Below are 26,998 nucleotides of genomic sequence, written 5' to 3'. Positions count from 1 at the left end.
TTGTTCGGGGGTTGTGATGCTGTCGATCGGGCGCGGTTATTCGGTGAAGTACCTGACGGACGAGGTCGCGAAGGGGCGGGAGAACTACTACACCGACGCGGTCGCGGCGGGGGAGCCGCCGGGTCGCTGGTACGGCTCGGGAGCCGCGGCGCTGGGCCTGACGGGGCTCGTGGACGAGCAGGACATGCGCGCGGTGTTCGAGTCGTTCGTGGACCCGCGCGACGAGCTGTTCAAAGATCCGGCCCGCTGGGGCGAGGCGTCCACTCTCGGCCACACCGGCCGGAAATATCCGACGGAGGACGAACTGTACGCGGCGGCGTTGGACGCGGAGCCGCACGCGACGCCTGAACGCCGTCAGCAGTTGCGGTTGGACGCGAGCAAGGCGGCGCGGCAGAACGTGGCCTTTCTGGACGCGACGTTCAGCGTCCAGAAGTCCGTGACCGTCCTGCATACGGCGTTCGAGGCGCAGCAGGTGAAGGCTGAACGGACGGCTGGACGCCTCGCGGACGCGGTCGCCGCTGCGACTGCGGCGGGCGGCAAGACGGCGGAACTCGCGCGCCAGCACGAGGACGCGGCAGCGGCGGCGCGGTCGTGGAAGGCGCACCGGGACGCAGTCGAGGACGCGATCTGGGCGGGCAACCGCGCGGCGCTGGACTACCTGTCCGAGCACGCCGGTTACAGCCGGGTCGGGCACCACGGCGGCGCGGCGGGCCGGTTCGTCGACGCGCACGACTTCGTCGTGGCCAGCTTTTTCCAGCACGACTCGCGCGACCACGATCCGCAGCTGCACATCCACAACGCGATCCTCAACCGCGTGCAGAGTGCGGACGGGAAGTGGCGGACGCTGGACTCGAAAGCGCTCTACAAGTTCAAGCGCGCCGCAGCGGCGGTCGGCGAGCGCACGATGGAGGAGCACCTGTCCCGGGCGATGGCGGTGCGGTTCGCGACTCGCCCGGACGGCAAGTCCCGCGAGATCGTCGGGATCGACCAGCAAGTCATGGACCTGTTCTCCTCGCGCCGCCGAGCGATCACGAAGAAGACCGCGACCTTGGTGGAGGCGTTCGAGACGAAGTTCGGCCGCGAGCCGAACTCGCTGGAGCTGAGCCGGTTGCAGATGCAGGCGACGCTGGCCACCCGCAAGGCCAAGTCCCACGACGGGGAAACGACCGAGCAACGGCTGGAGCGCTGGGACCGGGAGCTGCGCGCGGAGGTCTCCGACGGGCTGGCCGGGGTGGCGCGGAAGGTGCTCGACCTCGACCACGGACCGCGCGAGGCCGCGGAGTGGTCTCCGGCCGAGGTGCTGAAAACCGCGCTGGCCGAGGTGCAGTCGAAGAAAGCGGGCTGGAACGCGCCGGACCTGACCGCCGCGATCAGCAACGCGCTGCCGGATCAGCTCGGTGACCTCGACGGGAGCCAGGTTGCCGCATTGCTCGACACGCTCACCGAAGAAGGGTTGAAGCTGGCGACGCGGCTGACTCCGGCCAAGCCGGGCGCGGCGGTGCTGCCGGAGGAATGGAAGCTGGCCGACGGCCGCTCGCCGTTTGAGGCTCCCGGGGGCGCGCTGTTCGCGACGCCGGACCAGGTCCGCACCGAGCGGGCGCTGGTCGCGGCCACGGCCCGGGGCGGGGCGCCGACCCTGACCGTGTCCGACGTGGACGGATTCGTGACCGCGCTCGCCGACGCGGGCGTGGTCCTGGGCGCGGACCAGGCGGCGGCGGTGCGCGGCGTGCTGACCTCCGGCGCGGCCGTGGAATCGGTGGTCGGCCCGGCCGGGACCGGGAAGTCCTTTGTGGTCGGCGCGCTCGCGAAAGCATGGCAGGACAAAGACTTGTGGGACGGGCACGGCCGGAACGTGGTCGGGCTGGCGTCCAGCCAGGTCGCAACCGACGTCCTCGCGGGCGAGGGCCTGACGGCGCGGAACATCGCGCGGTGGCTGACCGCGCAGGAACGCCTCGAATCCGGCAGCACCCACCCCGAGCACGAGGAGTGGCGGCTGAACGCGGGGGACCTGGTGGTGGTGGACGAGTCGGCGATGGCCGACACTGCTGCCCTGGCGGCGATCCACCGCCACGTCGAACGGGCCGGGGCGAAGCTCCTGCTGACCGGCGACCACCGGCAGCTCGCGGCGGTCGGCGCGGGCGGCGGCATGGACATGATGGCCGCGGCGGGCGCGGCCTACGAGCTGACCGAGGTCCGCCGCTTCGCCGCGGAGTGGGAGCGCGGGGCGTCGCTGCGGCTGCGCGACGGGGACGAGTCGGTGCTGGCCGAGTACCACAAGCGGGGCCGGATCACCGACGGCGGAACCCGCGAGCAGGCCGAGGCCGCCGCCGGGCGGGCGTGGCTGGCGGACACGCTGGAGGGCAAGCACTCGATCCTGATCGTGGACACCAACGAGCAGGCCGCGCACCTGTCCGCCGAGCTGCGTCGCGAACTCGTGCGGCTGGGCAAAGTCGCCGAGGACGGCGTGCCACTGGGGATGCAGGGCACCTGGGCCGGGGTCGGCGATCTGGTGCAGGCGCGGAAGAACCGGTGGGACCTCGCGGGTTTCGAGGGCAACGCCGAGGCGCCGATCAACCGCAAGCAGTACCGCGTCCTGGACACCTGCGAGGACGGCGGCCTGATCGTCGCCCGGGTGCTGGGCCGCGAGGACGGCGTCGGCGAGGTGCTGGGGGAGCGGATCACGTTGCCCGGCTCCTACGTCAACGAGCACCTGACCCTCGGCTACGCGTCCACAGTGAACTCCGCGCAGGGCCTCACCGTCGACACCAGCCACGCCGTGGTGACCGGGTCCACTGGACCGAGCGCGATCTACGTCGGGCTCAGCCGCGGCCGGCACGGCAACACCGCGCACGTCGCCACGGTCGCGGTGCCGAAGGACGCGCCGGACGGCGCGGCGGCCGACGCGGTGCGCAAGACGCCCGCCGCGGTGCTGTCCGACGCGTTCGACAATGCCGAGCAGCAACGCTCAGCCGTGCAGGAGGCGACCGAAGCCCGCGCCGCGAACGAGGCGATCAGCACCCCGGCCGAACTGCTCGCCGACGCGACCGACCTCGCGACCGCCGGGCGCACCGCGCGCTGGCTGGACGAACTGGCCGAACAGGAGAAGCTGACCGACAACCAGCGGGCCCGGATCGCCGCCGAGGACGGCGGCCCGACGCTGGCCCGCCTGCTGCGGCGGGCGGAACTGGCCGGGCACGACCCGCGCCAGGTCCTGGAGGACGCGGTCACCGTCCGGGACTTCGCCGGGGCCCGCGAACTGTCGAACGTGATCCACGACCGGATCACCAAGTCCGTCCGCCTGGACCCGGTCGGCGACTCCTACGCCGACTGGCTGCCCACCGTGGACGACCCGCAGATCGCGACCTACCTGCGCGAGCTGGCCGCCACCGCCGACCATCGCCGCAGCGAACTCGGCCGCCAGCTGGCGGACAACCCGCCGCAATGGGCCCTCGAAGCGTTCGGACCGGTGCCGGACGAGACCGATGCGCGCGGCGAATGGACCGCCCGCGCCGCCGTGGTCGCCGCGCACCGCGAACTCACCGGCCACGAGGACGACGCCGCCGCGCTCGGGCGCGCCCCGCAGGCCGGGCAGCCCGAGGCGTACGCGTCGTGGCGCGCCGCGTGGCGCGCGCTCGGACAGCCCGAATCCGGGCTGGAGGAACGGGAAATGACCGACGGCCGCCTGCTCATGCGCGTACGGGCCTGGGAACGGGAAGAGGTCTGGGGCCCGGAGTTCGTCGGCAACGAACTCGCCGGGACTTACCAGGCCCGCGACGCCCGTCGCCGCGACGCGACCATGCGCCGCGCCGAAGCCGACGCCGCTACCGACGACACGGACCGGGCACGCCTGCTGGCCGAAGCCGCCGAGGCTGACGCCCTCGCCGACATGCTCGACCAGCGCGCGGCCGAGCTGGACACCGCCGACCAGGCACGCGGGACGTGGCTGGCCCACACCGCCGAAACCCGCGCGGCCGCCGACCGCGCACGGCAGGAACTGTCCAAACGCACCGCGAACGCGGAGCCGCCGGAGATGGTCACCTCCGACGAATGGCTCGACGTCCACCACCGGCACACCACCGACGAAGACGCCTACCGGGAGGTCACCGCCGAGCACGACCTCGCCGACGTCGCACGGCAACGCGAGGCAGACCTCGCCGCCGTGACGGTCGACGACCCCGCCGAAACCGCCGAGACGGCAGTGGCCGACGTGCGGGACGTGGCAGCCGCCGAACCGGCCGTCGAACACTCCGACGAGATCCGGGTGCCGTCGGCGGCCGAGACCGCCGCCGAAGTCGACCGCGCCCAGCGGGCGCTGCGGGAAGTCGAGGCCCGCGCCGCAGCCGACGCCGCCCGCGCGGCCGAAGAGGCACAGGCGGACGAGATGCACCGCCGCAACACCGTCGACGCGGCCGAGGCCGCGGCGGCCGACGACGGCGCGGCGGCGGCGCGGTGATCGGGCCTCAGCCCCGTGCCGGTTCCGGGACCGCGATCGGCGGCTGCCCGGACCGGTGCCACGCCCACGCGAACGTCTCGTGGATCGACAGCAGCCAGCCCGGCCGCTCCTCAAGCCACGCCGGAACAGGGCACTGGCCCAGCAGCTTCTCCGCCGCCAGCGCCTCCGCCTCGATCGTTTCCGGGATCGCCCCGCCGAAGCGTCGCGTCACCGGTGCCGGAGCCACATACGGCGAGCGGCCGTCGGTCGGCCGCACCGTCGCCCGCGCCAGCCACCGGCACGGCTGGACCACGCCGCAATACCGCCAACTGGTCGGCTCCGCGTCCAGTGCACGCTCAGCCGTCAACCACAACCGCGCGAAATCGACCACGGGCACGCGCAGGTTCCTGCGGGGAATCCGGTCGAAATCCTGTCCCGTCAGCTCCATGCGCCTCAGCGTGACACGCGGCACCGACAAAAACAGCGGCCCGAACGGGCCAACCCGCCTGCGACTGCAGGAGTTCACTGCCACCGCCCTCTGCGGGCGGAACAAGGTCCGCGCAAGCGCGGACAGCGTTTTCTCGCTTCGCGGCCCGGCTTAGCACGGCCCCACCTCACGATCAAGGGGTCCGAAAACTTTCCGAACCCACAAAAAGCGCGTGGCTTCAGAAACTTTTCGGCCTGATCCCTTGACCGCGAGCCTCCGGGGCCGCGCGAGGCGCCGATAAGGGCGACGGGCACAGCCGTCGCCCGCCCTCCGGGCAGCGAAGAAAACCACCCGGCACAGCCAACCGGCACCACTCGCAACGGGAGATCGCCATGGCAGCACAGGGAAACAAGAAGACCAAAGAAGAACTCGCCGCCGACGAACTCGGCATCCCCGTCGAACACCTCCGCGAACTCAAAGGACAGGCCCGCGCCGCGAAGAGCCGCGGGAAGCGCCCCGCCGGCACCGCCGGAGCCGAAGCGAAACTCGCCGGCTGGGGAGCGGTCGAGGGACAGGAAGAACTGTTCGCCTGCGAACCGGGACAGGCCGCGTCATGAGCTGCGCGCACTGGAGCTTCTTCGTTCTCGCCGGACTCGCCACCTGCCTCGACTGCGGCCACCAGTGGCACATCTGAGACCCAGCACCACACGCCGATACTTTCTTTGCAGCACAAGGAGTTTTCCAATGGGGATCGTCTACTGCGGCCCGTACGCCGATGAACTCGCCGACGACCACGAAGGCTACGCAGCCCGGATCCTGCCCGACGGCACCGAAACCGGCACCTGGACGCACGCCACCCGCGAGTTCACCGGCCACCGCGCACGCTGCGGCTGCGGATGGCGCGGAACCGCCGTCTATCCGCCCGACGACGAGGGCCGTAACCAGGCCGCCGAGGAATGGGGCCGCGACCACCTGATGCCACTGGTCGACGCCATCGCCCGCACGCACACCGTCACCGGCGAACAGCTGCTCACTCTGGTGCGAGACCTGCGCGGCTCGCTCGAGTGCGTCGCCGACAAGCAGGGCACGACCGTGCTCACCGACCACAGCGCCGGGGTGCTCGACGCGGTGGCACGGGTCGAGCAGCTCCTTGACGACCGCGCGGACACCGAGGACGCGCGATGACGTTCACTCTCTACGACGAGTTCGCCGGGTTCGGCGGCAGTTCCCAGGGCGCGGCCGCGGTGGCGGGGGTGGAGTTGATGCTGGCGGCGAACCACAACCCGCTCGCCGTGGACGTGCACGCGTTGAACTTCCCGAAGGCCGACCACTACTGCGGGGACATCGCGAAGGCCGACATCGCCGGGTTCCCGCGCGCGGACCTGTTCTGGTCCTCGCCCTCGTGCCCGCCGTGGACGGACGCACGCGGCGTGAAACGCGATTTCGACCGCTCCACGCAGGGCGTGCTGTTCGACGTCGCCCGCGGCCCGGTCGCCACCGACCCGAGCGTCGCCCGCTCCCGCGCGTTGATGGAGGAGGTGCCGCGCTACCTGCTGGCCATGCGACTCAAAGGCCATCCAGTCCTCGCCGGAGTGGTGGAGAACGTGGTCCAGGTCCGCAAGTGGGACCAGTTCGTGCGCTGGCGTCGCGAGATTGAGGCATTGGGCTACCGCACCCGCTTGGTCGCCTTGAACTCGATGCACGTCACCGCCGCCGGGACCGGACGGGTCGCGCAGTCCCGCGACCGCTTCTACATGCCGTTCTGGCTGGCCGAACTCGGCCGGGACCCGGACTGGGACAAGTGGCTGCGCCCGCGCGCTTGGTGCCCGGGCTGCGACGAGGTCGTGAACGCGGTGCAGGTGTTCAAGAAGGCCGGGACGGACATGGGCCGCTACGGGATCCGGACCGGCCAGTACGTGTACCGGTGCCCGCGCAGCTCGTGCCGCCACCGGGTGGTCAAGCCAGAAGTGCTGCCCGCCAGCACCGTCATCGACTGGTCGCTCGACCCGGGACAACGGATCGGGGAACGCGTCGACGGCAAAGGCCGCCCGGACCCGCTGGCCGAAGCGACGCTGGCCCGGATCGAAGCCGGACTCCGACGGCACGCGCGGCCCCTGCTCGCTCCGGCGGGCGGGACGTGGCGGCAGGACGCGACCAGCATCGACGCGCCCATGCCCACGCGCACCACCCGCGACACCGACGCCCTGGTGGTGCCGCCGCTGGTGGTGCCGGTCGCGAAACGCGCCGGCGTCGACACAGCGACCAGCGTCGAGCAGCCGCTGCGAACCCAGACCTGCCGCCGCGAAACCGCGATGGTGATCCCGCCGTTCGTGTCCCTGCTGCGCGGCGGAGGCTCCAAAACCGCCGCCTACCCCGTGCACGGACCGCTGCCGACCGTGTCCGCGCAAGGCAACCACCACGGCCTCGTCCGGCCTGACGGCAAAGCAACGAGCATGCTGCTGGCGTACTACTCCAACGGCCCGGCCCGGCCGGTCAGCGAACCGGTCGGCACGCTCACCACGAAAGACCGCTACGCCCTGGTCGGCGACACCAGCGCCGCCGTGGAGCAGTGCACGTTCCGGATGCTCGCCCCGCACGAAATCGCCGCCGGCATGGGATTCGCCAAGGACTACCAGGTCAAAGGCTCCAGCCGCGACCAAGTCCGCGGCTACGGCAATGCCGTCACCCCGCCAGCCGCCGAAATCCTCGTCTCCGCCCTTGTCGAGGCGATCAGCGGCGAGGAGCTGCCCGATGCGAACTAACTAGCGTCGCTGATGCTGCGATCCGGGCGTTCAGGCACACAGGCCTGAACGCCCGGATCGCTACTCAACGGGGACAATGACAGGCATCGACCCCGCGTGTCGACGGGAGATCACCGCCGACCCGGGCGCGCGTATCAGAACAGCATGAGCTGGCCGGCGAGGGGGAGTCCGTCGGCACAACGCTTGCACGTCACCGCATGCTTGGTCGGTCGGATCGAACTAGGGTCCCAGCTGTTCAGGCCGGTACCGCACGCTGTCAGCCCGTCAGCGGTGAGGAGATGGACGGTCCCGGTCCTCGTGCGTCCCCGAGTGTTCGGTGTTGCTGGGCGCGCGGGTACCGGGCGACTCGATGGGCTGGGGATCGGTCGTCCGGGCCGCGAGCGGCGACGGAGTAGTTCCGCGTGCTCGCGGTCGGCGGGCACGAAGCGACTGGCCTCTGCAGAAGTGGGCGTGCTGGCGTCCGTGGGGTCGAAGTCCATGCAATGCCTTCCGTGTCGGAACGAAGGGCACCGTGGGCGGGATCACCCGTCCTACCAGCGTCTACCGGGTGAAACCTGTTGACAGATTGCCCCGGGGGAGGTGTACGTTAAAAGTGCGAGTTTCAACGTCTGGCGGTGCCCTGACTTATTGAGTTAGAGGTGCACCGGCCAGAATATACCTGCACGCCCGTCTCTTGCAAGAGGTTCGGGCGTGTTTTTTTATTTTCTGACAAAACGCCTGGTCAGAAGTCTGCGCGCTGCCCTCTGGGCTTCAAGGTTCGAGTTCTCGACGACCCCCGCGGGCCGTCGCGCGGACCGCCTCAACGCTTGCCCGTACTCGAACATGTGTTCTACTGTGCGGGTATGCCGGGCGGGTGGGGGAAGCATCCGCCCGGCTCTGTCTTGAGGGGCACGTCATGGTCACCCAGCACGAGAAGAAGCTGAAGCGCGTCGAGGTCGCGAAGCGGATCCGGGAGCACGCCTCCGCGGTGCACGCCCAGGCGGTGCGGGTGCCGTTCTGGCACGTCGACGACACCGGCCCGGCACCAGTGATGCGCGGCACCGACGGCGAACTGCTCGTCACGTTCCACGGTCCCTGGGCGCAGGACATGGCGCGATGGCTCGACAAGCTCGACCGGATGCCTGGCATGGCGCTGGCCGACCTGATCCGCGCGTCGGCCAGCACGGCGGAGGTCGCTCCCGAGCGGGACCGCGCGCTCGCTCTCTTGCAGGAGATGGGGCTCGAGCCGAAGCCGCAGCGGTACCGGCCGCGCGCGTGAGCGACCGACACCACGCTTCTGGCGCCGCGACTCCGGCATGCGGGCGGATTAGCCTCGCCGCAGCCCGGCGACGAGAGCGGAGGGGGCGGAATGGCTGACGACCAGCAAGCGACCGAAGAGGACACCTGCTACCGGTGCGGCAAGAACCCGCCCGGCGGCGGCGGAGTTCCGTGCGCGCCGTGCTTCGACTACCTCGCGAACCGTCCGCCGAGCGAGATCTACGCGGCGATCCTGGGCGAAGCGGCGTAACTGATGCGGGGTTTGTCCTGGCTGTTCTCGGAACAGTGCCGCCATCAAGGGCGTGATCGTTAACTTTCGGATGTTGCCGGATTCGGCCTGAACGACCACCCTGACCGGGTGAAGCCGCTCTGCGGCTCCACCCGGCGGGCTCTGCTGCTAGCGCAAGTAGTGCTGCGTGATCGGGATGATCAATGGGATCAGCGCGATCATCAGCTTCAGGTACTGCGCTTGGAGTTCGACGGAGCGGCGCCGGCCAGGGCCCTTACCCCTGGTTCGGCGCTTACTCCGTCGTTTAGCCCGGTCACACACAGCGGATCTCCCGAACGGGAAGCCTCGGGTTCGAGGCGAACGTGATGTGGCGCAGCCGGCTACGCCACAACGGTTGTCGAGCGCTTCGGAGCTTGTGGCCCTTCGAACGCCTGGGCGACATGTTGGATCCCCCGGAAGCTCGATGGCAAATCCGCATGTGGACCAGAATGTGGACAACCTGTGGACAAGCGGCTCCTCCTGCGCATATTGCCCCCCGAGTTGCCCACATGTATGGGGACGGGACCTCGGATTTTCGTGTACCAGCAGGTCAGCGCTGTGCGCAACCTGGGGACTACATCGATGTAATTCGTCCGGCGTGTCGCGGGAGAAAGGTTTTTCGGCGTGTCGCGCGGAGTACATTCGACCTGTGGACGAGGGGCATGCCAACTTGATGCGGATGTAAGGGAAGTCGAGATGCAGGCCCGGGAGGAGAACGTCGCGGACGCCTGGCGTCTCGTCTGCGATTCCGGCGTGCTCGACCACGTCAGCAAGCCTGAGCCCAGCCGGGCGGATTGACGGGGCAGGCCGGAGGTCGAACGACACGCCTGTCGCGCAGCATGCGAGGCCCGATCAAGAGGTGAGGGGGAACAACTCTTACCTCGAATGAACGGAGCACAGCATGCTTATCCTTTTCCTGCTGATGTTTGGACTGTCCCTGGGGGCCTCGATCATGACGGGGTACAACCTGCGACGCCGCCACGCTGCGGCCACGCAGCCGACCACCTGGGGTGACCTCCAGCGCCTGCGGCCGCTGGTCTTCCGTCCGGGCTGGCGAGACTACCTCCCGCTCGCTCTGTCAGTCTCGGCAACCTGCGTCTCATTCGCCACCGCGGTCGCGTCAGCCGTTTAGGCGTGTCGGTCAGCGGCCAGGCTCCCCGGTCGGGCCGCTGACCGAAGCGGGAGAGCAGGCACGCGGCAGTGTCTTGTTCAATGGGGGCCACGATGGGTGCGAACGCTCGTCGGCAGCATCCAATCCAGCCACTGCAGGCACTGGCCCCTTCACTCTGACCAGCGCAGTACTTCCGAGAGTGGACGGACCACTACTTTTGCAAGGCGGGGGTCAGGGGTTCGATTCCCCTCAGGTCCACCGCAATCCCCGTTCGGCCGAGGCCGAGCGGGGATTCGTGCGTCAGGGAATCTGTTCCACCCGGTCGATGATCTTGAAGACGGCTTACTCGAACACCTGGTTGAGCGCGGGCGGCCGGCGACGCGTGGGTGACAGGTCGCGGGGTTGGCGTACGTCGCGCCGTCCAGGTTTTCGTACGTCTCGACGCGCACCGTCAAACCGTCCTGTTCGGCCTTGTCGCCGGCGTCGGCGTGGTTTGTGCGGAAGCAGTTGCTCCATACGTACTGCCAAGGGCCTTTGCCGTGCTCGCCGGGTTCGGCGTTCGGCACGTTCCAGGGCGGTCCGAAGCGGAAGTGGGACAGCCCGGTTTGATCGGGTCCGGCCGCCAGCTTGGCCGCGACCTGGTCGATCAAGAACTTGAGCGCGTCTTCCGGCTTCTCGGTGAGACCTGGCCCGTCCTCGGAGGTGCCGGCGTGCATGGCCAGCGTGGCCAAGTACTGGTCTCCGCCCCAGAAGATTTGTACGTTTCGTCCTTGCCGGTCAGCAAGCACATCGACGCAGGCTCCGGCCCGATGCTGGGACCCGTCGATTGGTAGGCAGTGCTGGGAGCGGGCAAGCCGTCGTCGCCGGTGAACTTGTGCTGCATTAGGGCGCTGTTCGGGCCGAGCACGAATCCCGCTTGCTGCATCAGGAACGGGTTCATGACGGCGCAGGCGTCGTAGACCGATTGTCCCGCATAGGTTTTCGCTTTGGCGGGGGCGGCGGTCAGGTTCTGCAGTGCGATCCCGGACTCGGCCTGTTTCGCCTCCGGTGTGTCGGCCGGAAGAGCTTGCCCGCGATCGAGGGCGGCGGCTGCTGGCTTGACTTCAACTCTTCTTGAAGTTTCATCCTTCGAGAGTCAGCAGTGATCTCGAAGGGACATTCATGAGTATCAAGCAGGTTGTGCGGCCTGACTTCGCGCGCACGGACGTCGATGTGGTGCTGGTTGCCGAGACGACCGTCGAGGCGACCGAAGTGCTTGCCCGGCTGGAAAAAGAAGCATGGCCTGCTGGGCTGGTTTCGTTCAATGCGTTGGCCAGCACTGATGGGGATTCGTCGCTGGTCTACACCCAGTGGGCGGAGGAAACAGCTGACCCCGGCTTCGTGCGTCGGGTTTCCGGAGCTGATCCGGTGCGATATCGGTTGTACCGCAGCGGAAATCGGGACAACTCCGCGGTTCCGGGATGCATTGTCGTGGTGAGTGTTGAGTTCGACGGTGCTGATGCGCAGCGGCAGCGACGTTGGATCGACACCGTGTTCGGCGCATTGGGCAGTGAAGAAATGCCTGCCCCGGGCGGGATATCCGGGCATTTCCATGCCAGCACCGACGGGACCCGAGTGCTCAACTATGCGGAGTGGACCGACGAACAGTCGCATCGCGACGCGTTGGCGCGATCCGGTCGAGGCACGGTCGGAGTGTCTGACGAGTGGCGGAAGGTGCAGGAATTTCCTGGAGTGCGTGGCAGCGGGCTCCGGAGGTATCGGATGGTGCGCAGCCTTTCGCTTGGACTGTCCGAAAAGGAGCCAGCCTGATCAAGGCTGCCGCACAGTCGCTCAGGCGTCTTGGGGAGCGAAGGCGGTCGCGTCGGGTGCGGGAAGGGCGCCGAGTTGGATGCGTGCGCCGAGTTCGTCTCGGACACCCCAGTGTTCGGCGAGCAAAAGTCCTTCCGTGCGGTAGATGTGCACAGTGGTCATCCGGTATGGCTTGCCTTCGGTGCCCTGGCCGTGGATGGCGTCGACGCCGGTTCCGGTGGCGGTCGCGCGGACGACGACGCGCTGGTCGGTGTCGAAGATGTCGTCGACGGTGTATCTGATCCTCAGCACCTGGTGCACGAAGGTGAGAATCTGCCGGTAGCCCGCGGGGCCGGGCGGGAGGGGGAACGGAGACCCATGGTCGACGAAGTCCTTGGTGACCAGGGTGTCCAGGATTGCCAGTTCTCCGGTGTTGATCGCGTCGAACACGGCCAGGGCGGCGGTGCGTGCGGGGTTGTTCACGGCTACGCTCCTCTCGGAACTTGACTGGAAGTAGAATCCAGTGGAATGAGAATCTAGCTGATTGGAAGGGTCGTGGCAAGGCAGTACAGCGCCCCGCAGCGGGAGGAGAAAGCCCAGGCCACGCGCGCGCACATCGTGCGGACGGCGCGTGGCCTGCTGCTTGGCGGCGGAGGCTATGCGGGAATGACGATCACCGGACTCGCCGGGGCGGCCGGGGTCAGTCCGCAGACGGTCTACAACTCAGTCGGCGGAAAGGCCGAGGTCATCAAGGCGGTGTATGACGTCATGCTCGCCGGCGACGAGGAACGGACGCCGATGAGCGAGCGTCCCGAGTTTCGCCGAGTGGCCGACGCGGCTGATGTGCCGTCCTATGCGGCCGCCTACGCCGCCTGGACCCGGGCGATCTACGACCGGGTCGGGCCTCTGCTCGGGGTGCTGGTCGCACATGGTCCCGGCGGCGATCCGGTGTTGGAAGCGTTCGTGGCGACCATCGATTCCGAACGCAGGAACGGCAACACGCACAGCCTGCGCGGCATCGCTGAACGCGGGCAACTGGCGTCGCGTGAATTCGACGAAGCTGTCGACGCGGTCTGGACCCTGACCGCGCCCGAGGTGTACGACCGGCTTGTCCAACGTTGCGGTTGGGAACCGGCGGCGTATGAGCGGTGGCTGGCCAATCAGCTGGGCGCGGCGCTGTCCGGTTAGCGGCCGTATTCGGGCGAAGGCAACGGAAAGGGGGTCGGGTTGAGCCGGACCCACGCGACGGCGAGTTCGGACAGCCTCGCCAGTTCTTCGTCATCGCCGTTGCCGGAGCGGATGCGCTTGGCGAGGGTCTGTGCTTCCTGAAGCTCGGGCAGCGGGGTGCCGGACGCGAAGTAGCCGGGGAGTGCGTCGGTCATCGCGCGGAAGTCGCGATCCCAGTTCACGCTGCCGTTGTCGAGGATCTCGCGAGCGAGCTTTCCGGACAAGCGGATCGCTTCTCCCTGCACGGTTTCCGCGGCACCGGAGGACGGTACGAGCAGCTCCCACAGCTGGTGGTGCTGCTTCTGCCAGGTGCCGTCGGGCACCGTGATCGGGGAAGTGCCGTCGTGGATCAGCCGCGGCGGGACCGGTTCGACGTCGAACAAGCGGTACAACTTGCTCAGCCCGGCGTCGGTCTCTTCGAGGTAATCGGGATTGAAACCCGTGCGGTGGAACTCGAAGTCGGCACCGATCCGGCGTACTTGCTCTCGAGCCTTGCCGGTCACGGCCGCGCCAGCGTCGAGGAGGAGGGCGGCAGTTTCGGCCATGCTGGGGATGCCGATGTTCGAGGTGCGCCGCAAACCGGTCAGGAGAAGGTCGGAGCCCGGCTCGATGTTCGCACCATGTTCGAGCAATACTCGCACCGTTGTCGGCTGCTGGTTGCTGACGGCGCCGTGCAACGGGGTGCCTCTGCGGGCGGACGGCCGTTCAAGGTCAGCACCTAGGGAGAGCAACAGCGGGATCTGTGCTGCTCTGCCTCTCGCGGCCCGAGTCCACAGTGGAGTTTCGTCGTACTGGTTGGGCGCATCGACGTCGAGGCCTTGGCCGGCCAGCCAGACGACGAGTTCGTCCGGGCAGTCCAGGTATCCGATCGCCGTTTGCTTGCCGTAGTCGCCGCGGGCGTCCAGTTCGGTGCGTTCGAACACGGCTTGGAGATCGGTGAGCGACGCGGACGTCAGCATTTCGCTGAAGTTCTTCGGCAGTGTTTTTCGCTTGCGCATCGCGGGTTTCTCCTCGGCATCCGGCGACGCCAGCTTAGTGATCAGGAAGGAAGTTCGGACTTCAGCCGATGTTGCAGTTCGATGAGCGTCTGCCGAGCCAGCTCCAGGCGTTCCAGGTCTAGGCCGTCGGTGGTGCGCAGGGCCAGATCTTCGTACGCCGCTTGCATTCGGTGCAAAGCGGCGCGGCCGTTCGGGGTGACTTCGAGCAGTTTGGCGCGTTGGTGCGCGGGGTTCGGGCGGTAGCGAGCCAGATCATCGTCGACCAGCAGGTCGGCGACTCGCTGGACGCTTTGCCTCGTGTGGCCCAACTGCGTGGCGATGGTTCCGACCGGGGCGGCTTCCGCTTCGACCGCGGCCAGGACTTGGTACCGCGCGACGCTCAGGCCTGTCGGGCGGGCGATGCCGTTGCCGACTGTTTCCAGGACGTCGGAAAGCCGGATGACCTCGTCCATCAGGTCGTTGTAGGCGTCGCAGGCCTTCTTGACAGCATGCTGTCGTATTGCTAGTTTGTCGGACATGACAGCATGCTGTCATTCAGCGCTGAGTCATGCAACAGCTCGAGAGGATCATCTGGTGCGGATCGGCATGGGACTTCCGAATCAAGTGCGCGACGTCGACCCCACGGTGGTGCCGCGGTGGGCGGCGCGGGCCGAGGAGGCGGGCTTTTCTTCGTTGGCGACGATCGGCAGATACGCGTATCCGGGGGTGAGCGACACGGTTTCGCTGGCGGCCGCGGCTGGAGCGACGGAGCGGATCGGGCTGCTCAGCGGTGTGTTGCTTGCCCCGACGTGGCCGGCTGCGTTGCTGGCCAAGGAAATCGCGAGCATCGACGGCGTTTCCGGGCACCGGTTGACGTTCGGGGTCGGCGTGGGGCTTCGGGAGGAGGAATTCACCGTGCCTGGGCTTGGGGCGCGTGGCCGGGGTGCGCGATTCGATGCTGACCTGGAGATTTACCGCGACGTGTGGAGTGGCAAGCCGGTCGGGGAGAACGCGGCGGTGCCGAGCGGGACTCGGCAGGTGCCGATGTTGTTCGGTGGCTACACCGAGCAGGCGTTGCAGCGGATGGTGCGGTGGGGGACGGGTTATATCGCCGGTTCGGGCTCGGTGGCGGCCAGCGCGCCTCGGTTCGCGGCGGCGAAGCGCGCCTGGACCGAGGGTGGCCGGGCTGGGGTGCCTCGGCTGGTTTCGTTGGCTTACTTCGTTTTGGGAGACGTCGACGCTGGGTTGGCGAATGTGCGGGACTTCTATCGGTTGGCTCCGAAGGAAGTCGCGGAGAGCGTGGTGCCCTGCGCGTCTGCGGAGATGGTGAAGAAGTCCACCGCGGACTTCGCTGAGCTGGGCGTGGACGAGTTGATTTTCGTACCGGTGACTGACGACGTGGACGAAATCGCTCGCCTGGCGGACGTCGTCGGCTGAGCATCGTCCAGGAAGATGACTTCGACATCGGGGCCTCATCCGGTACTTCACCGATGTTCCCGGTACCGGGCGGCTCCAAGCTGAAGTCATGAGACTACGCGTAATAGCGATCATCGCGGCGATGCTTGTCGTCGTCGGGGCGGGGACCGCGCAGGCGGAGCCGAGATTGGCGTTGCCGCGGCCTGGCGGGATCAGTCCGGTCGGGACTGCCAGCTTTCACTTCACCGACACTTCCCGCGCGGACCCGTGGGTTCCTTCGCAGCGGCGGGAAATGATGGTCACGCTGTGGTACCCGGCGCAGTATCCGGGATGGCGGGCCACGCAGTACCTCACGCAGCGGGAATCGGATCTGATGGTCGAGGAGACGGGCGATAAGTCACTGCCCAAGGATCTGCTGACGAAGGTGCGGATCCATTCCACTGTGGACGCTCTGCCGCAGTATCGGCGGATGCCGTTGGTGGTGCTCTCGCCCGGGTTCACGTTGCCGCGCGCGACGTTGTCGTCGCTGGCGGAGGAGCTGGCCAGTCGCGGGTATGTCGTGGCGGGGATCGGGCACAACTACGAGGCGATCGCGACCGCCTTCCCGGACGGGCACACGACGCAATGCGTGGCATGTGCCATCAAGGACTGGAAAAAGCTCGTCACCACCCGGGCGGCGGACGTGTCGTTCGTGCTCGATCGGTTCGTCGGACCGCATCCGGTGTGGGGCGGCGGACAGCTGATCGACGCGCGGCGGATCGCGATGATCGGGCATTCGATCGGCGGAGCCAGCACGGCGCCGGCGATGCTGGCCGACCGGCGAATCCGCGCCGGAGCGATGCTGGACGGCATGTATTACTACCCGGTGACCGGGCTGGATCGGCCGTTTCTGCAGTTCGGGGCTCCGGTGCATCAGCCGGGCGGGACGGTCGATCCGTCGTGGGACGCGGCGTGGCGCGAGATGACCGGGTGGAAGCGATGGATCACCGTCGACGGTGGCGACCACAGCATGTTCACCGATGAGCTGCTGCTGTTCCAGCAGGCCGGGGCGAAGTTGCCGGGGGTGGAGATCGATCCGTTGCGGGGGATCCGGGTCGGCGAGGCGTATCTGACCGCGTTCCTCGACGAGCACCTGCGCGGGTGGCACCAGCGACTGCTGGACGGGCCGTCGCCGCGGTTTCCTGAAGTGCGCTTTTGGGGCTGAGACTCTCTGCTGGGGAAGTCCGGCGGAATTTCTTCGCAACCCCCTCCGGCGGTGTGCGTCTCTATAGGCAAAGGGAAAGCCAAGAGCGGGTCAGGGGAGAATTGAAATGCTCATGAAGACTGTCAAAATGGCCACCGTCGCAGCTGCACTCGGCGCGGTCGCGCTGCTTTCCGCGTGCTCTGGCCAGAATTCGGCAGCCCCGGCGAGCAACCAATCCGCCCCGGTCAACGTCGCGGCGAAGAGCCAGGCCCAGCAGCCGAATACGCCGGTGAAAAAGGGCGGCAGCGGCGGTGGCGGGGCCAGCTCTGAGGACGTTAATTGCAGTGAACACGGCGGAACTGTCGGGCCGCGCAAGGTTTCTTTGATCGCGGACGCGACCAAGGCCGGTACCGTTGGCTGCACTGAGGCATTCAATGTCATGACCGAATACTTCGACAATATCGACAAGGCGGTCGGGGTCAACTACATGATGACCGTCCAGGGCTGGAAGTGCCTGACCGACACCGGCGCGGAGGGCACGCACGAGGTCCGTTGCGCGAAGGACGGTCTCAAGATGCACACGACTCCGCCCAAGGACGAGAACACTCCGGACCCGCAGGAACAGGGCACGGGATACAACGGGGTTCCGATCGACCCGCCGACGGCGCAGGACCAGGGCACGGGGTACGACGGGGTTCCGGTTGACCCGCCGGCCGCGCAGGACCAGGGGACTGGGTACAACGGCGCGCCGATCGACAATCCGGACCAGAACTGAGCTGGCTCAACGCAAGGTGAGCCGCTGATCCGGCGTTGGATGCGGAAGTAGGGCCAGGCCTCGCGGGGGCCTGGCCCTTTTCGTGCGGCGGGTGTCGAGGCGAAGATGGGTGCATGGCCGATTTCGTCCAGTCCGCCGGCAACATCCGGCGCAGCTCCCGGGCCAGACTGTCGCGCGCGGCCCGTGCGGAGAACCGGGCCGCGTTTCTCGCGGACGCCGAGGCCAGCGGGTTCGTTCCGTCCGTGTCCGTGGAAGTCCGGTTCGAACAGGCGGATGCCCATGTGGCGGAGCATCTCGCACTGGACGAAGGAGCCGAAATCACGGTGCGAGATCGGGTCATGCGAGCGGATGGGCAGCCGGTTCAGCTCTCGGTGTCACGTCTCTCGCGCGAGCTGACGCGTGGCACGGCGATCGAGGAGGCCGACGCCGGTCTCGGCGGAACGTACACGCGGCTCGAAGAGGCTGGTCATCCGCTCGGATCGTTCGTTGAACACGTCAGCGCACGGATGCCGACCCCGGACGAGGCGGCGCTTCTGCACCTCTCCGAAGGAACGCCCGTCCTGACGGTGACTCGAGTCGTCAGCGGCGAGGACGGCCTACCGCTGGAGGCCAACGACATAGTCCTTGCCGCCGATCGATACCGCCTGTCCTACGAATGGCCCGCGGACTGACCCAGCACCGAAGACAGCCCCTCCCGCAACACCCGGTAAGCCGCCTCCGCTCGCGCGACCGCGTCCGGGTACGTCTCCTCAGCGCTCCGACCACCGCGGATCTCCCGCGCATTGTGGAACCCCAAGATCCGCTGCGCGCCGAAAATCTGCGCCGCCACCAATCGCGCGGTGAACTCGTCCTCAACACCGCACGAGGCCTGCAGTTCCTCCACCAGCTCCTGCTCCTTCTCCAGCAGGTACGTGGCAAGCCGAGCCAGTAGCGCCGGCGTGGAGTACAGCAGGGTGTGGGACGTGATCGCGTCCGGCGAGTCGTTCAGGCCGGTCAGCGGGTCGTGGTCGGCCAGTCGCGCCAGGAAAGACCTCTCCAGCGCGGACAGCGCGGATTCCCCGGCTGCCCGGGCGCGGACGAGCTCCGCGGGGCCGTTCTCGTCGGCGAACTGGTGGATGACCAGGTCTTCCTTCGTCGGGAAGTACGCGAACAGCGTCGGCTTCGAGATCTCAGCCTCCGCGGCGATGTCGGCTACCGAGACCCCGTCGAAGCCGGATTCCCGGAACAGCCGCAGTGCCGCCGAGGCGATCGTTTCCCTCGTGCGGCGGCGTTTGCGCTCGCGCAGTCCTGACACGGGCGTCAGCCTAGCCGGAACTCGAACCCGGATAAAAACTTGACTGAGTTGTATATTTAACCTAGTCAAGAAACAGGGGGCGGGAGTGGAACCAGAGATCCGGGCGGAGCGCGAGTATCTCCAGGCCTGTCACGCGGAACTGGACCGCATGCGGGAGGAGATCAAGACCGCGATCGCGACGGGGATGGGCGAGGGCGACGCGGTCGACGACAAGTACTTCAACCACGTCCTCCGGCAGTTTCGCACCGAGATCGCCGAGGAGCTAGCGGATATCGACGAGGCGCCGCTCTTCTTCGGCCGTCTCGACTATCCGCCGGGCGAGGTCTACGAGGCGGCGCGCGGGTCGCATACTCGGTCGCCGGAGCATGACCTGGTTTACCTGGGGCGCAGAGGAATTCGCGACGACGACGGCGAACCTCTGGTGATCGATTGGCGGGCGCCGCTCGCCAGGGCGTTTTACGAAGCCGATCACGATCATCCGATGGGCGTGCGGGTCCGGCGCCGGTACGGTTTCGACCAAGCCGGAGTGCTCAGCGCGTACGAGGACGAGCCGCTCGATCGGCCCGGGTCGTCGGCTAACCGGCTGCTCACCGCGGAGATCGAACGGCCTCGGCAAGGGCCGATGCGGGACATCGTCGCCACGATTCAGCCGGACCAGATGCGGCTCGTTCGGGCGCCGGTGGATCGGACGTTGTGCATTCAAGGTGCGCCGGGGACTGGCAAGACGGCGGTGGGGCTGCATCGGCTCGCATATCTGCTTTACACCGAGCGGGTGCGGCTGCAGAAGGCTGGCGGGGTGGCGGTGATCGGGCCGAACCGGTCGTTTCTCGCTTACATCGCGGGCGTGCTTCCGGCGCTCGGCGAGGTGGCGGTTTCCCAAGCCACGATTGACGAACTGACCGGAGCGGGACTGCGGGCCGAGCACGTCGACGAGCCGCGGACGGCGCGGATCAAGGGTGACGTCCGGATGGCGGAGGTCGTTCGGAGGCAGCTGTGGGCGCGGATCCAACCGGTCGACCGGACGCTGGAGGTCAAGTACCAGCACCGGACCTGGCGGTTGTATCCCGAGGACATCGCCGAGGAATTGAGAGAAATCCTCAGTCGCGGCGCGGATTACAGTGCGGGGCGCGAATTGCTGGCCCAGCGGCTCGCGCATCGGGTCTTGCGGGAGATGGAGCGGTCCGGCGGGACGAGCGCGACGCTGCATCAGCTTCGCCGCAACGCCGCGATCAACAAGGCGGTCCGCGACATGTGGCCCGCGGTTGAGCCTGCGCGGTTGGTCTATGACCTGCTCACCGATCGAACGACGCTTGCCGAAGCGGCTGAAGGAATCCTCACCGCCGAGGAGCAGGAAGCGCTGATCCGGCCGCGGCCGCGCAGTCGTAAGGCGATGACCTGGTCGACACTCGACCTGGCGTTGCTCGACGAGGTCGCGGCGCTGGTCGAGCGTCCGGCGAAGCTCGGGCACGTCGTGGTGGACGAGGCGCAAGACCTCAGCCCGATGCATCTGCGGGCGATCGCGCGAAGGTTGGCGGGTGCGTGCACGGTTCTCGGCGACGTCGCGCAGGCGACCAGTCCGTCGGCGGTCCGCGAGTGGACCACGGTGCTGACCCATCTTGACCGGCCCGGCGGGCGGATCGAGGAACTCACGCACGGCTACCGCGTCCCGGCGGACGTCCTCGATTTCGCGGCTCGGCTGCTCCCGCACATCGCGCCGGAGCTGCGCAGTCCCACGTCATTCCGGCATTCCGCGGACGCCTTGCACCTGACCGAAACGGACGAGACGGTCGCTGCTGCGGTCGACGCTTGTGCGAAAGCGCTCGTCCAAGAAGGGTCGATCGGGTTGTTGGCTGCGGACGCTGATGTACCGGAGTTAAGCCAGGCTCTCGCCGAGCGCGGGTTGGACCACGCGGTGTTGGGCACCGAGGGGACCGCGCGGATCACCTTGGCACCGGTGAGTTTGGCGAAGGGGCTGGAGTACGACACGGTCCTGGTGGTCGAACCGGCGCGCATTGTGGCGGCGGAAGAGCGTGGGCTGCAACGGTTGTACGTCGCGCTCACCCGGGCGGTCAGCACGTTGCACGTCCTCCACGCTGACCAGTTGCCGGAGCCGTTGCTGGCTCAGACCGCGGCGGTGTGACGGCGCGTCGAGTAGAACTGCCAGCCCAGAAAACCCAGCGCTAACAGCAAATAGCTGTTGCCTACCAGGTGCTCGACGGGACCCCAGGACAGCTCCAGGTACCCGTTCTTCGGCAGCCACGAATGCGGTGCGATCACGAAAATCGCGGCCACCGCGGCCAAACCGGCGACCGCGATCCGGGTGTGCGCGCGAGCGGCGAACAGCACGATCGCGGGCACGATCCACACCCAGTGGTGCGACCACGAAATCGGCGAGCACACCAGGATCGCGGCGGTGTTGAGCAGGAACGCCATCGGCGGATCCGCGCGCAGCATCGCGGGGACGGTCAGCGCGAGCGCGGCCAAAGTCAGCACCGCGACCAGGATCAGCGTCGGGGTATCGGGAAGCCCGAACCGGTGCACCGCGCCCTGGATCGTCTGGTTCGTCGCGAAAATCGAGCCGCTCATCCCGGACGCGCCGGTCAGCCCGCCGCCGAACCAGTACTTCATCGACGCTTCCGGCGCGATCACGAACCCGGCCACGCCGGCGAGCACGAAGGTGACCACCGTGGTCACGGCCGCGCGGAAGTCCTTTTTCAGCAGGAAGAACAGCAGGAACCCGGCCGGGGTGATCTTCATGGCGGCGGCGAGGCCCAGCAGGACGCCGCGCGGCAGCCGGGTCCGGGGGCCGAGGCAGTCGATCACCACGAGCGCCATCAGAATCAGGTTGATTTGCCCGAACCACATCGTTTCGCGGACCGGTTCGAAGGCCAGCGACCCGGCGCCGATCAGCAGCGCGGCCAGCAACGCGGTCCGCCGCCGGACATGCGGCCGGACCACGACGTAGACGGTCCCGCAGAGCGCCGCCAGCGAGACGGCGAGCATCAAGATCGCGCCCAGCGGCAACGGCATCGCGGCGAACACCAGGAACACGACGGCCGCGAACGGCGGGTAGATGAACGGCAGGATCAGTCCGGCGCGGGTCGGCGGGAGCGGGCCGTAGACGTCCTCGCCCTGTGCCAGCGCCCGCGCGCCGGAGCGGTAGATCTCCAGGTCGAGCGGCCACATCGTGCAGACGAGCCACAGAATCACCGCTGCCGCCGCCACCGAGGCGATGACCAGCGCGAACACCGTCCGACGGCGGGCGCCGGCGTCGTCTAGCCACCGGCACAGCGCGACAGCGGGGGGCCGGAGGGAAGTCACTCCGCGATCATGCCTACTGCGATCACCCGTTCGCGCAGCGGGGGCGGGACCAGGCCACTTCGTCGACCGCGAGCCACGGTGCGTTCGCGGCGGCTGCGGGGGTGACCCCGGCGAAGGCTTTGACCTCGTGGTGCAGGTGTGACTGGTCGACGTAACCGCTCTCCGCCGCCACCGACGCCGGGCTTTCACCAGCGGCGAGCCGGTGCACCGCGTGGTCAAACCGAACCAGCTGCGCGGCGCGTTTCGGGCTCAAGCCGAGCTGGCCGCGGAACCGGGACCACAGCCGTTTCCGGCTCCATCCGGTCTCGTCGGCCAGCTGCTCGATCCGCACCTGACCGTGGTGCGAGTCCATTCGCTGCCAGGCGAAGGCGACTTCGGGGTCGACCGTGCGACCGGCCTCGTACCGTTTTCCTAACACGGCTTCTACCAGCGCAAACCGGTCGTTCCAGGAACTAATGGCGCGCAACTGGTCTGGCAGCTCGGTCGGCCAGACGTCATCGAGGGACACGACCTCGCCGCTCAGATCCGTCCCGAGCACCGAGTGCGCGACCTCGGGGGACAGCCGGATCTGCATGCATTCGATGTCTTGTCCCCGGACACGCATCCCTTGCGGCGCGAGCCCGGCCACGACGCTGCCGCGAGCGACGTCGTTGACGAGCAGCCGTTCGCGGAGGTTGAGGAACAGCGTGACCGCCGGGTAGGGGACCACCGTCAGGTCGACCAGGTCGACGGTGTCGCCGACGAACCCGGCCATCTGCACGCCCGGCAACCGGCTCGGCCGGGACGGCACGGCGATGCCCCACACCGCTGCCCCGTCGCGAGCCCACTCGGCTGGTCGCATGCCGCCATCGTACGGCGGCGCGACATTTCTCCAAGACCGGCGACATCGGCCTCGACCAGGCTGAACGGACATCGGAAAGGGGATCCGTCATGGTCAATCCGTTCAGCTCCGCCGTCGAAGTCGCTGCCGCTATCCGGGCGAAGGAGGTGAGCCCGGTCGAAGTCGCCGACTGCTATCTCGACCGCATCGCCGAGCTGGATCCGAAGTTCAACGCCTTCTGCTTCCGCGCCGACGACGAGGTCCGCGCCGCCGCGAGAGCCGCCGCCGACGCGGTAGTCCAGTGCCCGCCGGAGGACCTGCCGCCGTTCCACGGGGTCCCGTTGCCGATCAAGGATCTCGCCAACGTCGCCGGTTGGCCGACCACCTACGGCTCGCTGGCCACCGACCGCGCTCCGCAGCCGAAGTCGGATCCGATCGTGCGGCGGTTCGCCGACGCGGGCTTCCTTCCGCTCGGCAAGACCACGACGTCGGAATTCGGAGCGGTCCCGTTCACCGAAAGCGAGGCGCAGGGCATCTCGCGCAACCCGTGGGACCCGGATCGCACGCCCGGCGGTTCGTCCAGCGGCGCCGGGATCTCCGTAATCGCCGGGATGGCTCCGGTCGCGCACGCGGAGGACGGCGGCGGCTCGATCCGGATCCCGGCGTCGTGCACCGGGCTTGTCGGGCTGAAGCCGACCCGCGGCTTGATCACGAACGCCGTGGTGGAGGTCGAAGGCTTCGCGACCAGCGGCGTCGTGAGCCGGACGCTCCTCGACACCGCGGGGGTACTGGACGTCATCGCGCGGCACGACCCGGGCGCGTGGTGGTCGCAGCCGACGCCCACGCGGTCTCTTGCCCAAGCGCTGACCAAAGAACCGCCGGCTGGCCTGCGGATCGGCGTTCTCACCACCTCGCTGATCGACGGCATCACCGTCGACCCGGCTTGTCTGACCGCGGTCGACAAAACCCTCCGCGCGCTGGAAGAAGCCGGACACCAGATCGTCGACAAACCGCTTCCGCTGCCGACGTCCGAGGAGCTGATCTCGACGTTCATGAAGGTCTGGAACATCGCCAGCGCAGGCATCCCGCTGGTCGACCCGGACCGCGTCGAACCGCATAACCGGGCACAGCGCGAAGCCGCGAAGTCAGTCGATTCCTGGACTTACGCGGAGAGCGTGCACAAAACCCAGGTGTTGTCGCGACGCATTGTCGAGGCCTTCACCGACAGCTTCGACCTGCTGGTCACGCCGACCATGGCGTGCCTGCCACCGAAGGTCGGCGCGTGGCGAGCAAGCGGAAACCCCGTGGTGGCCGCGTACCCGATGGGCGTCTTCACGTCGCTGTTCAACGTGACCGGCCAGCCGGCGATCTCGCTTCCGCTGCACCACGACGACGCCAGCGGCCTGCCGGTCGGCGTCCAGCTGGTCGCCGCGCCCTGGCGGGAGGACCTGCTGTTGCAGGTCTCCCGCACCCTGGAGCAGGCGCTTCCCTGGACGGACCGGCGGCCGCCGCTCGACCTCGGCTAGCCGACGTAGGCGGCCAGGTGCTTCCCGGTCAGCGTCCGCTTCTTCTTCACCAGCTCGGCGGGCGTCCCCTCGAAGACCACCTGGCCGCCGTCGTGTCCGGCGCCGGGACCGAGATCGATGATCCAGTCGGCGTGCGCCATCACGGCCTGGTGGTGCTCGATGACGATCACCGACTTGCCCGATTCGACCAGGTGGTCCAGCAGCCCGAGCAGCTGTTCCACGTCGGCGAGGTGCAGGCCGGTGGTCGGCTCGTCGAGGATGTACACGCCGCCGCCTCCGCCCATGTGCGTCGCCAGCTTCAGCCGTTGCCGCTCGCCGCCGGACAGGGTGGTCAGCGGCTGGCCGAGGGTTAGATAGCCGAGCCCGACCTTCTCCATCCGTTCGAGAATCCGGTGCGCGGCCGGGGTTTTCGCGTCGCCGTCGGCGAAGAACGCGGTGGCCTGGGCGACCGACATCGCGAGCACCTCGCTGATGTCCCGTCCGCCGAAGCGGTACTCCAGCACCGAGGCGTCGAACCGCTTGCCCTCGCAGACCTCGCAGGTGGTGGCCACCCCGGCCATCATCCCGAGGTCGGTGTAGATGACGCCGTTGCCGTTGCAGTTCGGGCACGCGCCCTCGGAGTTGGCGCTGAACAGCGCGGGCTTCACGTTGTTGGCCTTGGCGAAGGCCTTGCGGATCGGTTCGAGCAGCCCGGTGTAGGTCGCCGGGTTGCTCCGCCGCGAACCGCGGATCGGGGTCTGGTCCACCGACACCACGTCATCGGATTCCCGGATGGACCCGTGGATCAGCGAGCTTTTGCCCGATCCGGCGACGCCGGTGATCACGCACAGCACGCCGAGCGGGATGTCGACGTCGACGTCCTGCAGGTTGTGGGTGTTCGCGCCGCGGATTTCCAGCACGCCCGTGCGCTCCCGCACCGACGGCTTGAGCGAGGCGCGGTCGTCCAAGTGCTTGCCAGTCAACGTCTTGCTCGCGCGAAGACCGTCCACAGTCCCCTCGAAACACACCGTGCCGCCGTTCGTGCCCGCGCCCGGTCCGAGGTCGACCACGTGGTCGGCGATGGCGATCGCCTCCGGCTTGTGCTCCACGACGAGGACGGTGTTTCCCTTGTCCCGCAACCGGAGCAGCAGGTCGTTCATCCGCTGGATGTCGTGCGGGTGCAGGCCGATGGTGGGCTCGTCGAAGACATACGTGACGTCCGTGAGCGACGATCCGAGATGCCGGACCATCTTCACCCGCTGCGCCTCGCCGCCGGACAACGTGCCCGCCGGCCGGTCCAGCGACAGATAGCCGAGACCGATCTCCACGAACGATTCGAGCGTCTCGTGCAGCGATTTCAGCAGCGGAGCGACCGACGGTTCGGACAATTTCCCGACCCAGTCGGCGAGATCGCTGATCTGCATCGCGCACACGTCGGCGATGCTCATCCCGTCGATCTTCGACGACCGCGCCAGTTCGCTCAGCCGCGTCCCGTCGCATTCCGGGCACGTCGCGAAGGTGACCGCCCGGTCCACGAACGCGCGGATGTGCGGCTGCATGGCCTCGACGTCCTTGGCCAGATACGACTTCTGGATCCTCAGCACCAGACCCTCGTAGGTCATGTTGATGCCTTCGATCTTCATCCGCGTCGGTTCCTTGTACAGGAAGTCCTGCAGCTCGCGCTTCGTGTACTTGCGGATCGGCTTCGCGGGATCGACCAGGCCGGAACCGCTGTAGAGCCGGTAGTTCCAGCCGCCCGGGGTGTAGCCGGGGATGGTCAGCGCGCCCTCGTCGAGCGATTTCGTGTCGTCGTACAGCTGGGAAAGGTCGATGTCGTTGATCGAACCGCGGCCCTCGCAGCGCGGGCACATGCCGCCGGTGATGCTGAAGCTGCGCCGTTCCTTGATCTCCTTGCCGGCGCGCTTCACGGTGACCGCGCCCGCCCCGCTGACCGAGGCGACGTTGAACGAGAACGCCTGCGACGACCCGATGTGCGGCGTGCCGAGCCTGCTGAACAGGATCCGCAGCATCGCGTTGGCGTCGGTGGCGGTGCCGACCGTCGAGCGCGGATCGGCCCCCATCCGCTGCTGGTCGACGATGATCGCGGTGGTCAGCCCGTCGAGCACGTCGACCTCGGGCCGGGCCAGCGTCGGCATGAAACCCTGCACGAAACTGCTGTAGGTCTCGTTGATCAGCCGCTGCGATTCCGCCGCGATCGTGCTGAACACCAGCGAGCTTTTGCCCGAGCCGGACACTCCGGTGAACACCGTCAACCGGCGCTTCGGGAGTTCGACGCTGACGTCCTTGAGGTTGTTCACGCGGGCGCCCTGCACGCGGATCAGGTCATGGCTGTCGGCGGCGTGCTCCGGCGAGGGCGTGGTCTTCCCCTTGGCCTTGGTCATCGTCTCTCCCAGTTTTCTTTCCCCAGAGGTCCG

22 protein-coding genes and 1 pseudogene are annotated in these 26,998 nt (G+C 68.1%); 14 read left to right on the top strand and 9 right to left on the bottom strand.

Annotation, left to right across the window (positions count from 1 at the left end; all coding sequences use genetic code 11):
* Positions 1 to 16 precede the first annotated feature (16 nt).
* Entirely contained in the window at positions 17 to 4,453 is a 4,437-nt protein-coding gene (mobF, locus tag ACZ7OI_RS02620; RefSeq protein ID WP_470262476.1) for a MobF family relaxase, read from the top strand.
* Between the two features lie 7 nt (positions 4,454 to 4,460).
* Here the strand turns inward: mobF and ACZ7OI_RS02615 are convergent, their stop codons facing one another.
* Positions 4,461 to 4,880, bottom strand: a complete 420-nt coding sequence (locus tag ACZ7OI_RS02615) for a hypothetical protein (protein ID WP_470262475.1) — start codon at positions 4,878 to 4,880, stop codon at positions 4,461 to 4,463.
* Between the two features lie 371 nt (positions 4,881 to 5,251).
* Between ACZ7OI_RS02615 and ACZ7OI_RS02610 the strand changes: the two genes are divergently transcribed.
* From ACZ7OI_RS02610 to ACZ7OI_RS02585, 6 genes are all read left to right on the top strand, one after another.
* Positions 5,252 to 5,476, top strand: a complete 225-nt coding sequence (locus ACZ7OI_RS02610) for a hypothetical protein (protein ID WP_470262474.1) — start codon at positions 5,252 to 5,254, stop codon at positions 5,474 to 5,476.
* Positions 5,477 to 5,603: 127 nt separating this feature from the next.
* On the top strand, positions 5,604 to 6,044 hold the full coding sequence (locus ACZ7OI_RS02605; protein ID WP_470262473.1) for a hypothetical protein: 441 nt from the start codon (positions 5,604 to 5,606) through the stop codon (positions 6,042 to 6,044).
* The gene (locus ACZ7OI_RS02600; protein ID WP_470262472.1) at positions 6,041 to 7,621 is read left to right on the top strand and encodes a DNA cytosine methyltransferase; all 1,581 of its coding nucleotides are present in this window, start codon (positions 6,041 to 6,043) and stop codon (positions 7,619 to 7,621) included. Before ACZ7OI_RS02605 ends, ACZ7OI_RS02600 begins: the two co-directional genes overlap by 4 nt.
* Positions 7,622 to 8,516: 895 nt before the next feature.
* Entirely contained in the window at positions 8,517 to 8,879 is a 363-nt protein-coding gene (locus tag ACZ7OI_RS02595; protein WP_470262471.1) for a hypothetical protein, read from the top strand.
* 90 nt (positions 8,880 to 8,969) lie between these two features.
* Positions 8,970 to 9,128 carry a hypothetical protein gene (locus tag ACZ7OI_RS02590; RefSeq protein WP_470262470.1) on the top strand — a complete coding sequence of 53 codons (159 nt, stop codon included), beginning with the start codon at positions 8,970 to 8,972 and terminating at the stop codon, positions 9,126 to 9,128.
* Between the two features lie 2,290 nt (positions 9,129 to 11,418).
* The gene (locus tag ACZ7OI_RS02585; RefSeq protein ID WP_470262469.1) at positions 11,419 to 12,066 is read left to right on the top strand and encodes a hypothetical protein; all 648 of its coding nucleotides are present in this window, start codon (positions 11,419 to 11,421) and stop codon (positions 12,064 to 12,066) included.
* A 21-nt stretch (positions 12,067 to 12,087) separates the two neighbouring features.
* On the opposite strand, the gene ACZ7OI_RS02580 is transcribed toward ACZ7OI_RS02585, so the two are convergent.
* Complete coding sequence (locus tag ACZ7OI_RS02580; protein ID WP_470262468.1) at positions 12,088 to 12,528, bottom strand: ester cyclase; 441 nt, start codon at positions 12,526 to 12,528, stop codon at positions 12,088 to 12,090.
* A 72-nt stretch (positions 12,529 to 12,600) separates the two neighbouring features.
* Between ACZ7OI_RS02580 and ACZ7OI_RS02575 the strand changes: the two genes are divergently transcribed.
* The gene (locus tag ACZ7OI_RS02575; protein ID WP_470262467.1) at positions 12,601 to 13,233 is read left to right on the top strand and encodes a TetR/AcrR family transcriptional regulator; all 633 of its coding nucleotides are present in this window, start codon (positions 12,601 to 12,603) and stop codon (positions 13,231 to 13,233) included.
* Here the strand turns inward: ACZ7OI_RS02575 and ACZ7OI_RS02570 are convergent.
* Together ACZ7OI_RS02570 and ACZ7OI_RS02565 are read right to left on the bottom strand one after the other, a co-directional pair.
* Positions 13,230 to 14,270 carry an ankyrin repeat domain-containing protein gene (locus tag ACZ7OI_RS02570; RefSeq protein WP_470262466.1) on the bottom strand — a complete coding sequence of 347 codons (1,041 nt, stop codon included), beginning with the start codon at positions 14,268 to 14,270 and terminating at the stop codon, positions 13,230 to 13,232. The two genes, ACZ7OI_RS02575 and ACZ7OI_RS02570, sit on opposite strands and share 4 nt — an antisense overlap.
* Before the next feature lie 41 nt (positions 14,271 to 14,311).
* A complete protein-coding gene (locus tag ACZ7OI_RS02565) occupies positions 14,312 to 14,788 on the bottom strand; it encodes a MarR family winged helix-turn-helix transcriptional regulator (RefSeq protein ID WP_470262465.1) in 477 nt (158 codons plus the stop codon).
* Between the two features lie 55 nt (positions 14,789 to 14,843).
* Here ACZ7OI_RS02565 and ACZ7OI_RS02560 point away from each other — a divergent pair, with 55 nt between their 5' ends.
* Positions 14,844 to 15,686, top strand: a complete 843-nt coding sequence (locus ACZ7OI_RS02560; protein ID WP_470262464.1) for an LLM class flavin-dependent oxidoreductase — start codon at positions 14,844 to 14,846, stop codon at positions 15,684 to 15,686.
* 88 nt (positions 15,687 to 15,774) lie between these two features.
* On the top strand, positions 15,775 to 16,869 hold the full coding sequence (locus ACZ7OI_RS02555) for an alpha/beta hydrolase family protein (RefSeq protein ID WP_470262463.1): 1,095 nt from the start codon (positions 15,775 to 15,777) through the stop codon (positions 16,867 to 16,869).
* Between the two features lie 90 nt (positions 16,870 to 16,959).
* On the opposite strand, the gene ACZ7OI_RS02550 is transcribed toward ACZ7OI_RS02555, so the two are convergent.
* Positions 16,960 to 17,289, bottom strand: a complete 330-nt coding sequence (locus ACZ7OI_RS02550) for a hypothetical protein (protein ID WP_470262462.1) — start codon at positions 17,287 to 17,289, stop codon at positions 16,960 to 16,962.
* Here ACZ7OI_RS02550 and ACZ7OI_RS02545 point away from each other — a divergent pair.
* Positions 17,288 to 17,623: a hypothetical protein gene (locus tag ACZ7OI_RS02545; RefSeq protein WP_470262461.1), complete on the top strand. Its 336-nt coding sequence runs from the start codon at positions 17,288 to 17,290 to the stop codon at positions 17,621 to 17,623. The two genes, ACZ7OI_RS02550 and ACZ7OI_RS02545, sit on opposite strands and share 2 nt — an antisense overlap.
* 143 nt (positions 17,624 to 17,766) lie before the next feature.
* A pseudogene (locus tag ACZ7OI_RS02540) lies at positions 17,767 to 18,294 on the top strand (GntR family transcriptional regulator); the annotation flags it as partial.
* Here the strand turns inward: ACZ7OI_RS02540 and ACZ7OI_RS02535 are convergent.
* Positions 18,273 to 18,917 (bottom strand): TetR/AcrR family transcriptional regulator, encoded by a 645-nt coding sequence (locus ACZ7OI_RS02535; RefSeq protein ID WP_470262460.1) that lies wholly within the window; start codon positions 18,915 to 18,917, stop codon positions 18,273 to 18,275. The pseudogene ACZ7OI_RS02540 and the gene ACZ7OI_RS02535 overlap by 22 nt on opposite strands.
* A gap of 85 nt (positions 18,918 to 19,002) precedes the next feature.
* Here ACZ7OI_RS02535 and ACZ7OI_RS02530 point away from each other — a divergent pair, with 85 nt between their 5' ends.
* The gene (locus ACZ7OI_RS02530) at positions 19,003 to 21,057 is read left to right on the top strand and encodes a HelD family protein (RefSeq protein WP_470262459.1); all 2,055 of its coding nucleotides are present in this window, start codon (positions 19,003 to 19,005) and stop codon (positions 21,055 to 21,057) included.
* Here ACZ7OI_RS02530 and ACZ7OI_RS02525 read toward each other — a convergent pair.
* Positions 21,039 to 22,238 carry a glycosyltransferase 87 family protein gene (locus tag ACZ7OI_RS02525; RefSeq protein WP_470262458.1) on the bottom strand — a complete coding sequence of 400 codons (1,200 nt, stop codon included), beginning with the start codon at positions 22,236 to 22,238 and terminating at the stop codon, positions 21,039 to 21,041. The two genes, ACZ7OI_RS02530 and ACZ7OI_RS02525, sit on opposite strands and share 19 nt — an antisense overlap.
* A 22-nt stretch (positions 22,239 to 22,260) precedes the next feature.
* Positions 22,261 to 23,079 (bottom strand): AraC family transcriptional regulator, encoded by an 819-nt coding sequence (locus ACZ7OI_RS02520; RefSeq protein ID WP_470262457.1) that lies wholly within the window; start codon positions 23,077 to 23,079, stop codon positions 22,261 to 22,263.
* 89 nt (positions 23,080 to 23,168) lie between these two features.
* Here ACZ7OI_RS02520 and ACZ7OI_RS02515 point away from each other — a divergent pair, with 89 nt between their 5' ends.
* Positions 23,169 to 24,584 carry an amidase gene (locus ACZ7OI_RS02515; RefSeq protein ID WP_470262456.1) on the top strand — a complete coding sequence of 472 codons (1,416 nt, stop codon included), beginning with the start codon at positions 23,169 to 23,171 and terminating at the stop codon, positions 24,582 to 24,584.
* Here ACZ7OI_RS02515 and ACZ7OI_RS02510 read toward each other — a convergent pair.
* Entirely contained in the window at positions 24,581 to 26,965 is a 2,385-nt protein-coding gene (locus ACZ7OI_RS02510; protein ID WP_470262455.1) for an ATP-binding cassette domain-containing protein, read from the bottom strand. The genes ACZ7OI_RS02515 and ACZ7OI_RS02510 overlap by 4 nt on opposite strands.
* Positions 26,966 to 26,998: the final 33 nt, after the last annotated feature.

Source organism: Amycolatopsis sp. NPDC114503 (assembly GCF_055633655.1).
Note: the sequence above shows the minus strand (reverse complement) of the source record. Positions and strands in the feature narration are given on the sequence as shown.

Bases quoted from the DNA above. Each gene is read 5' to 3' on its own strand.
- mobF (WP_470262476.1), top strand. From the start codon at position 17: ATGCTGTCGATCGGGCGCGGTTATTCGGTGAAGTACCTGACGGACGAG.
- ACZ7OI_RS02615 (WP_470262475.1), bottom strand. From the start codon at position 4,880: ATGGAGCTGACGGGACAGGATTTCGACCGGATTCCCCGCAGGAACCTG.
- ACZ7OI_RS02610 (WP_470262474.1), top strand. From the start codon at position 5,252: ATGGCAGCACAGGGAAACAAGAAGACCAAAGAAGAACTCGCCGCCGAC.
- ACZ7OI_RS02605 (WP_470262473.1), top strand. From the start codon at position 5,604: ATGGGGATCGTCTACTGCGGCCCGTACGCCGATGAACTCGCCGACGAC.
- ACZ7OI_RS02600 (WP_470262472.1), top strand. From the start codon at position 6,041: ATGACGTTCACTCTCTACGACGAGTTCGCCGGGTTCGGCGGCAGTTCC.
- ACZ7OI_RS02595 (WP_470262471.1), top strand. From the start codon at position 8,517: ATGGTCACCCAGCACGAGAAGAAGCTGAAGCGCGTCGAGGTCGCGAAG.
- ACZ7OI_RS02590 (WP_470262470.1), top strand. From the start codon at position 8,970: ATGGCTGACGACCAGCAAGCGACCGAAGAGGACACCTGCTACCGGTGC.
- ACZ7OI_RS02585 (WP_470262469.1), top strand. From the start codon at position 11,419: ATGAGTATCAAGCAGGTTGTGCGGCCTGACTTCGCGCGCACGGACGTC.
- ACZ7OI_RS02570 (WP_470262466.1), bottom strand. From the start codon at position 14,270: ATGCGCAAGCGAAAAACACTGCCGAAGAACTTCAGCGAAATGCTGACG.
- ACZ7OI_RS02565 (WP_470262465.1), bottom strand. From the start codon at position 14,788: ATGTCCGACAAACTAGCAATACGACAGCATGCTGTCAAGAAGGCCTGC.
- ACZ7OI_RS02555 (WP_470262463.1), top strand. From the start codon at position 15,775: ATGAGACTACGCGTAATAGCGATCATCGCGGCGATGCTTGTCGTCGTC.
- ACZ7OI_RS02545 (WP_470262461.1), top strand. From the start codon at position 17,288: ATGACCGAATACTTCGACAATATCGACAAGGCGGTCGGGGTCAACTAC.
- ACZ7OI_RS02550 (WP_470262462.1), bottom strand. From the start codon at position 17,289: ATGACATTGAATGCCTCAGTGCAGCCAACGGTACCGGCCTTGGTCGCG.
- ACZ7OI_RS02520 (WP_470262457.1), bottom strand. From the start codon at position 23,079: ATGCGACCAGCCGAGTGGGCTCGCGACGGGGCAGCGGTGTGGGGCATC.
- ACZ7OI_RS02515 (WP_470262456.1), top strand. From the start codon at position 23,169: ATGGTCAATCCGTTCAGCTCCGCCGTCGAAGTCGCTGCCGCTATCCGG.
- ACZ7OI_RS02510 (WP_470262455.1), bottom strand. From the start codon at position 26,965: ATGACCAAGGCCAAGGGGAAGACCACGCCCTCGCCGGAGCACGCCGCC.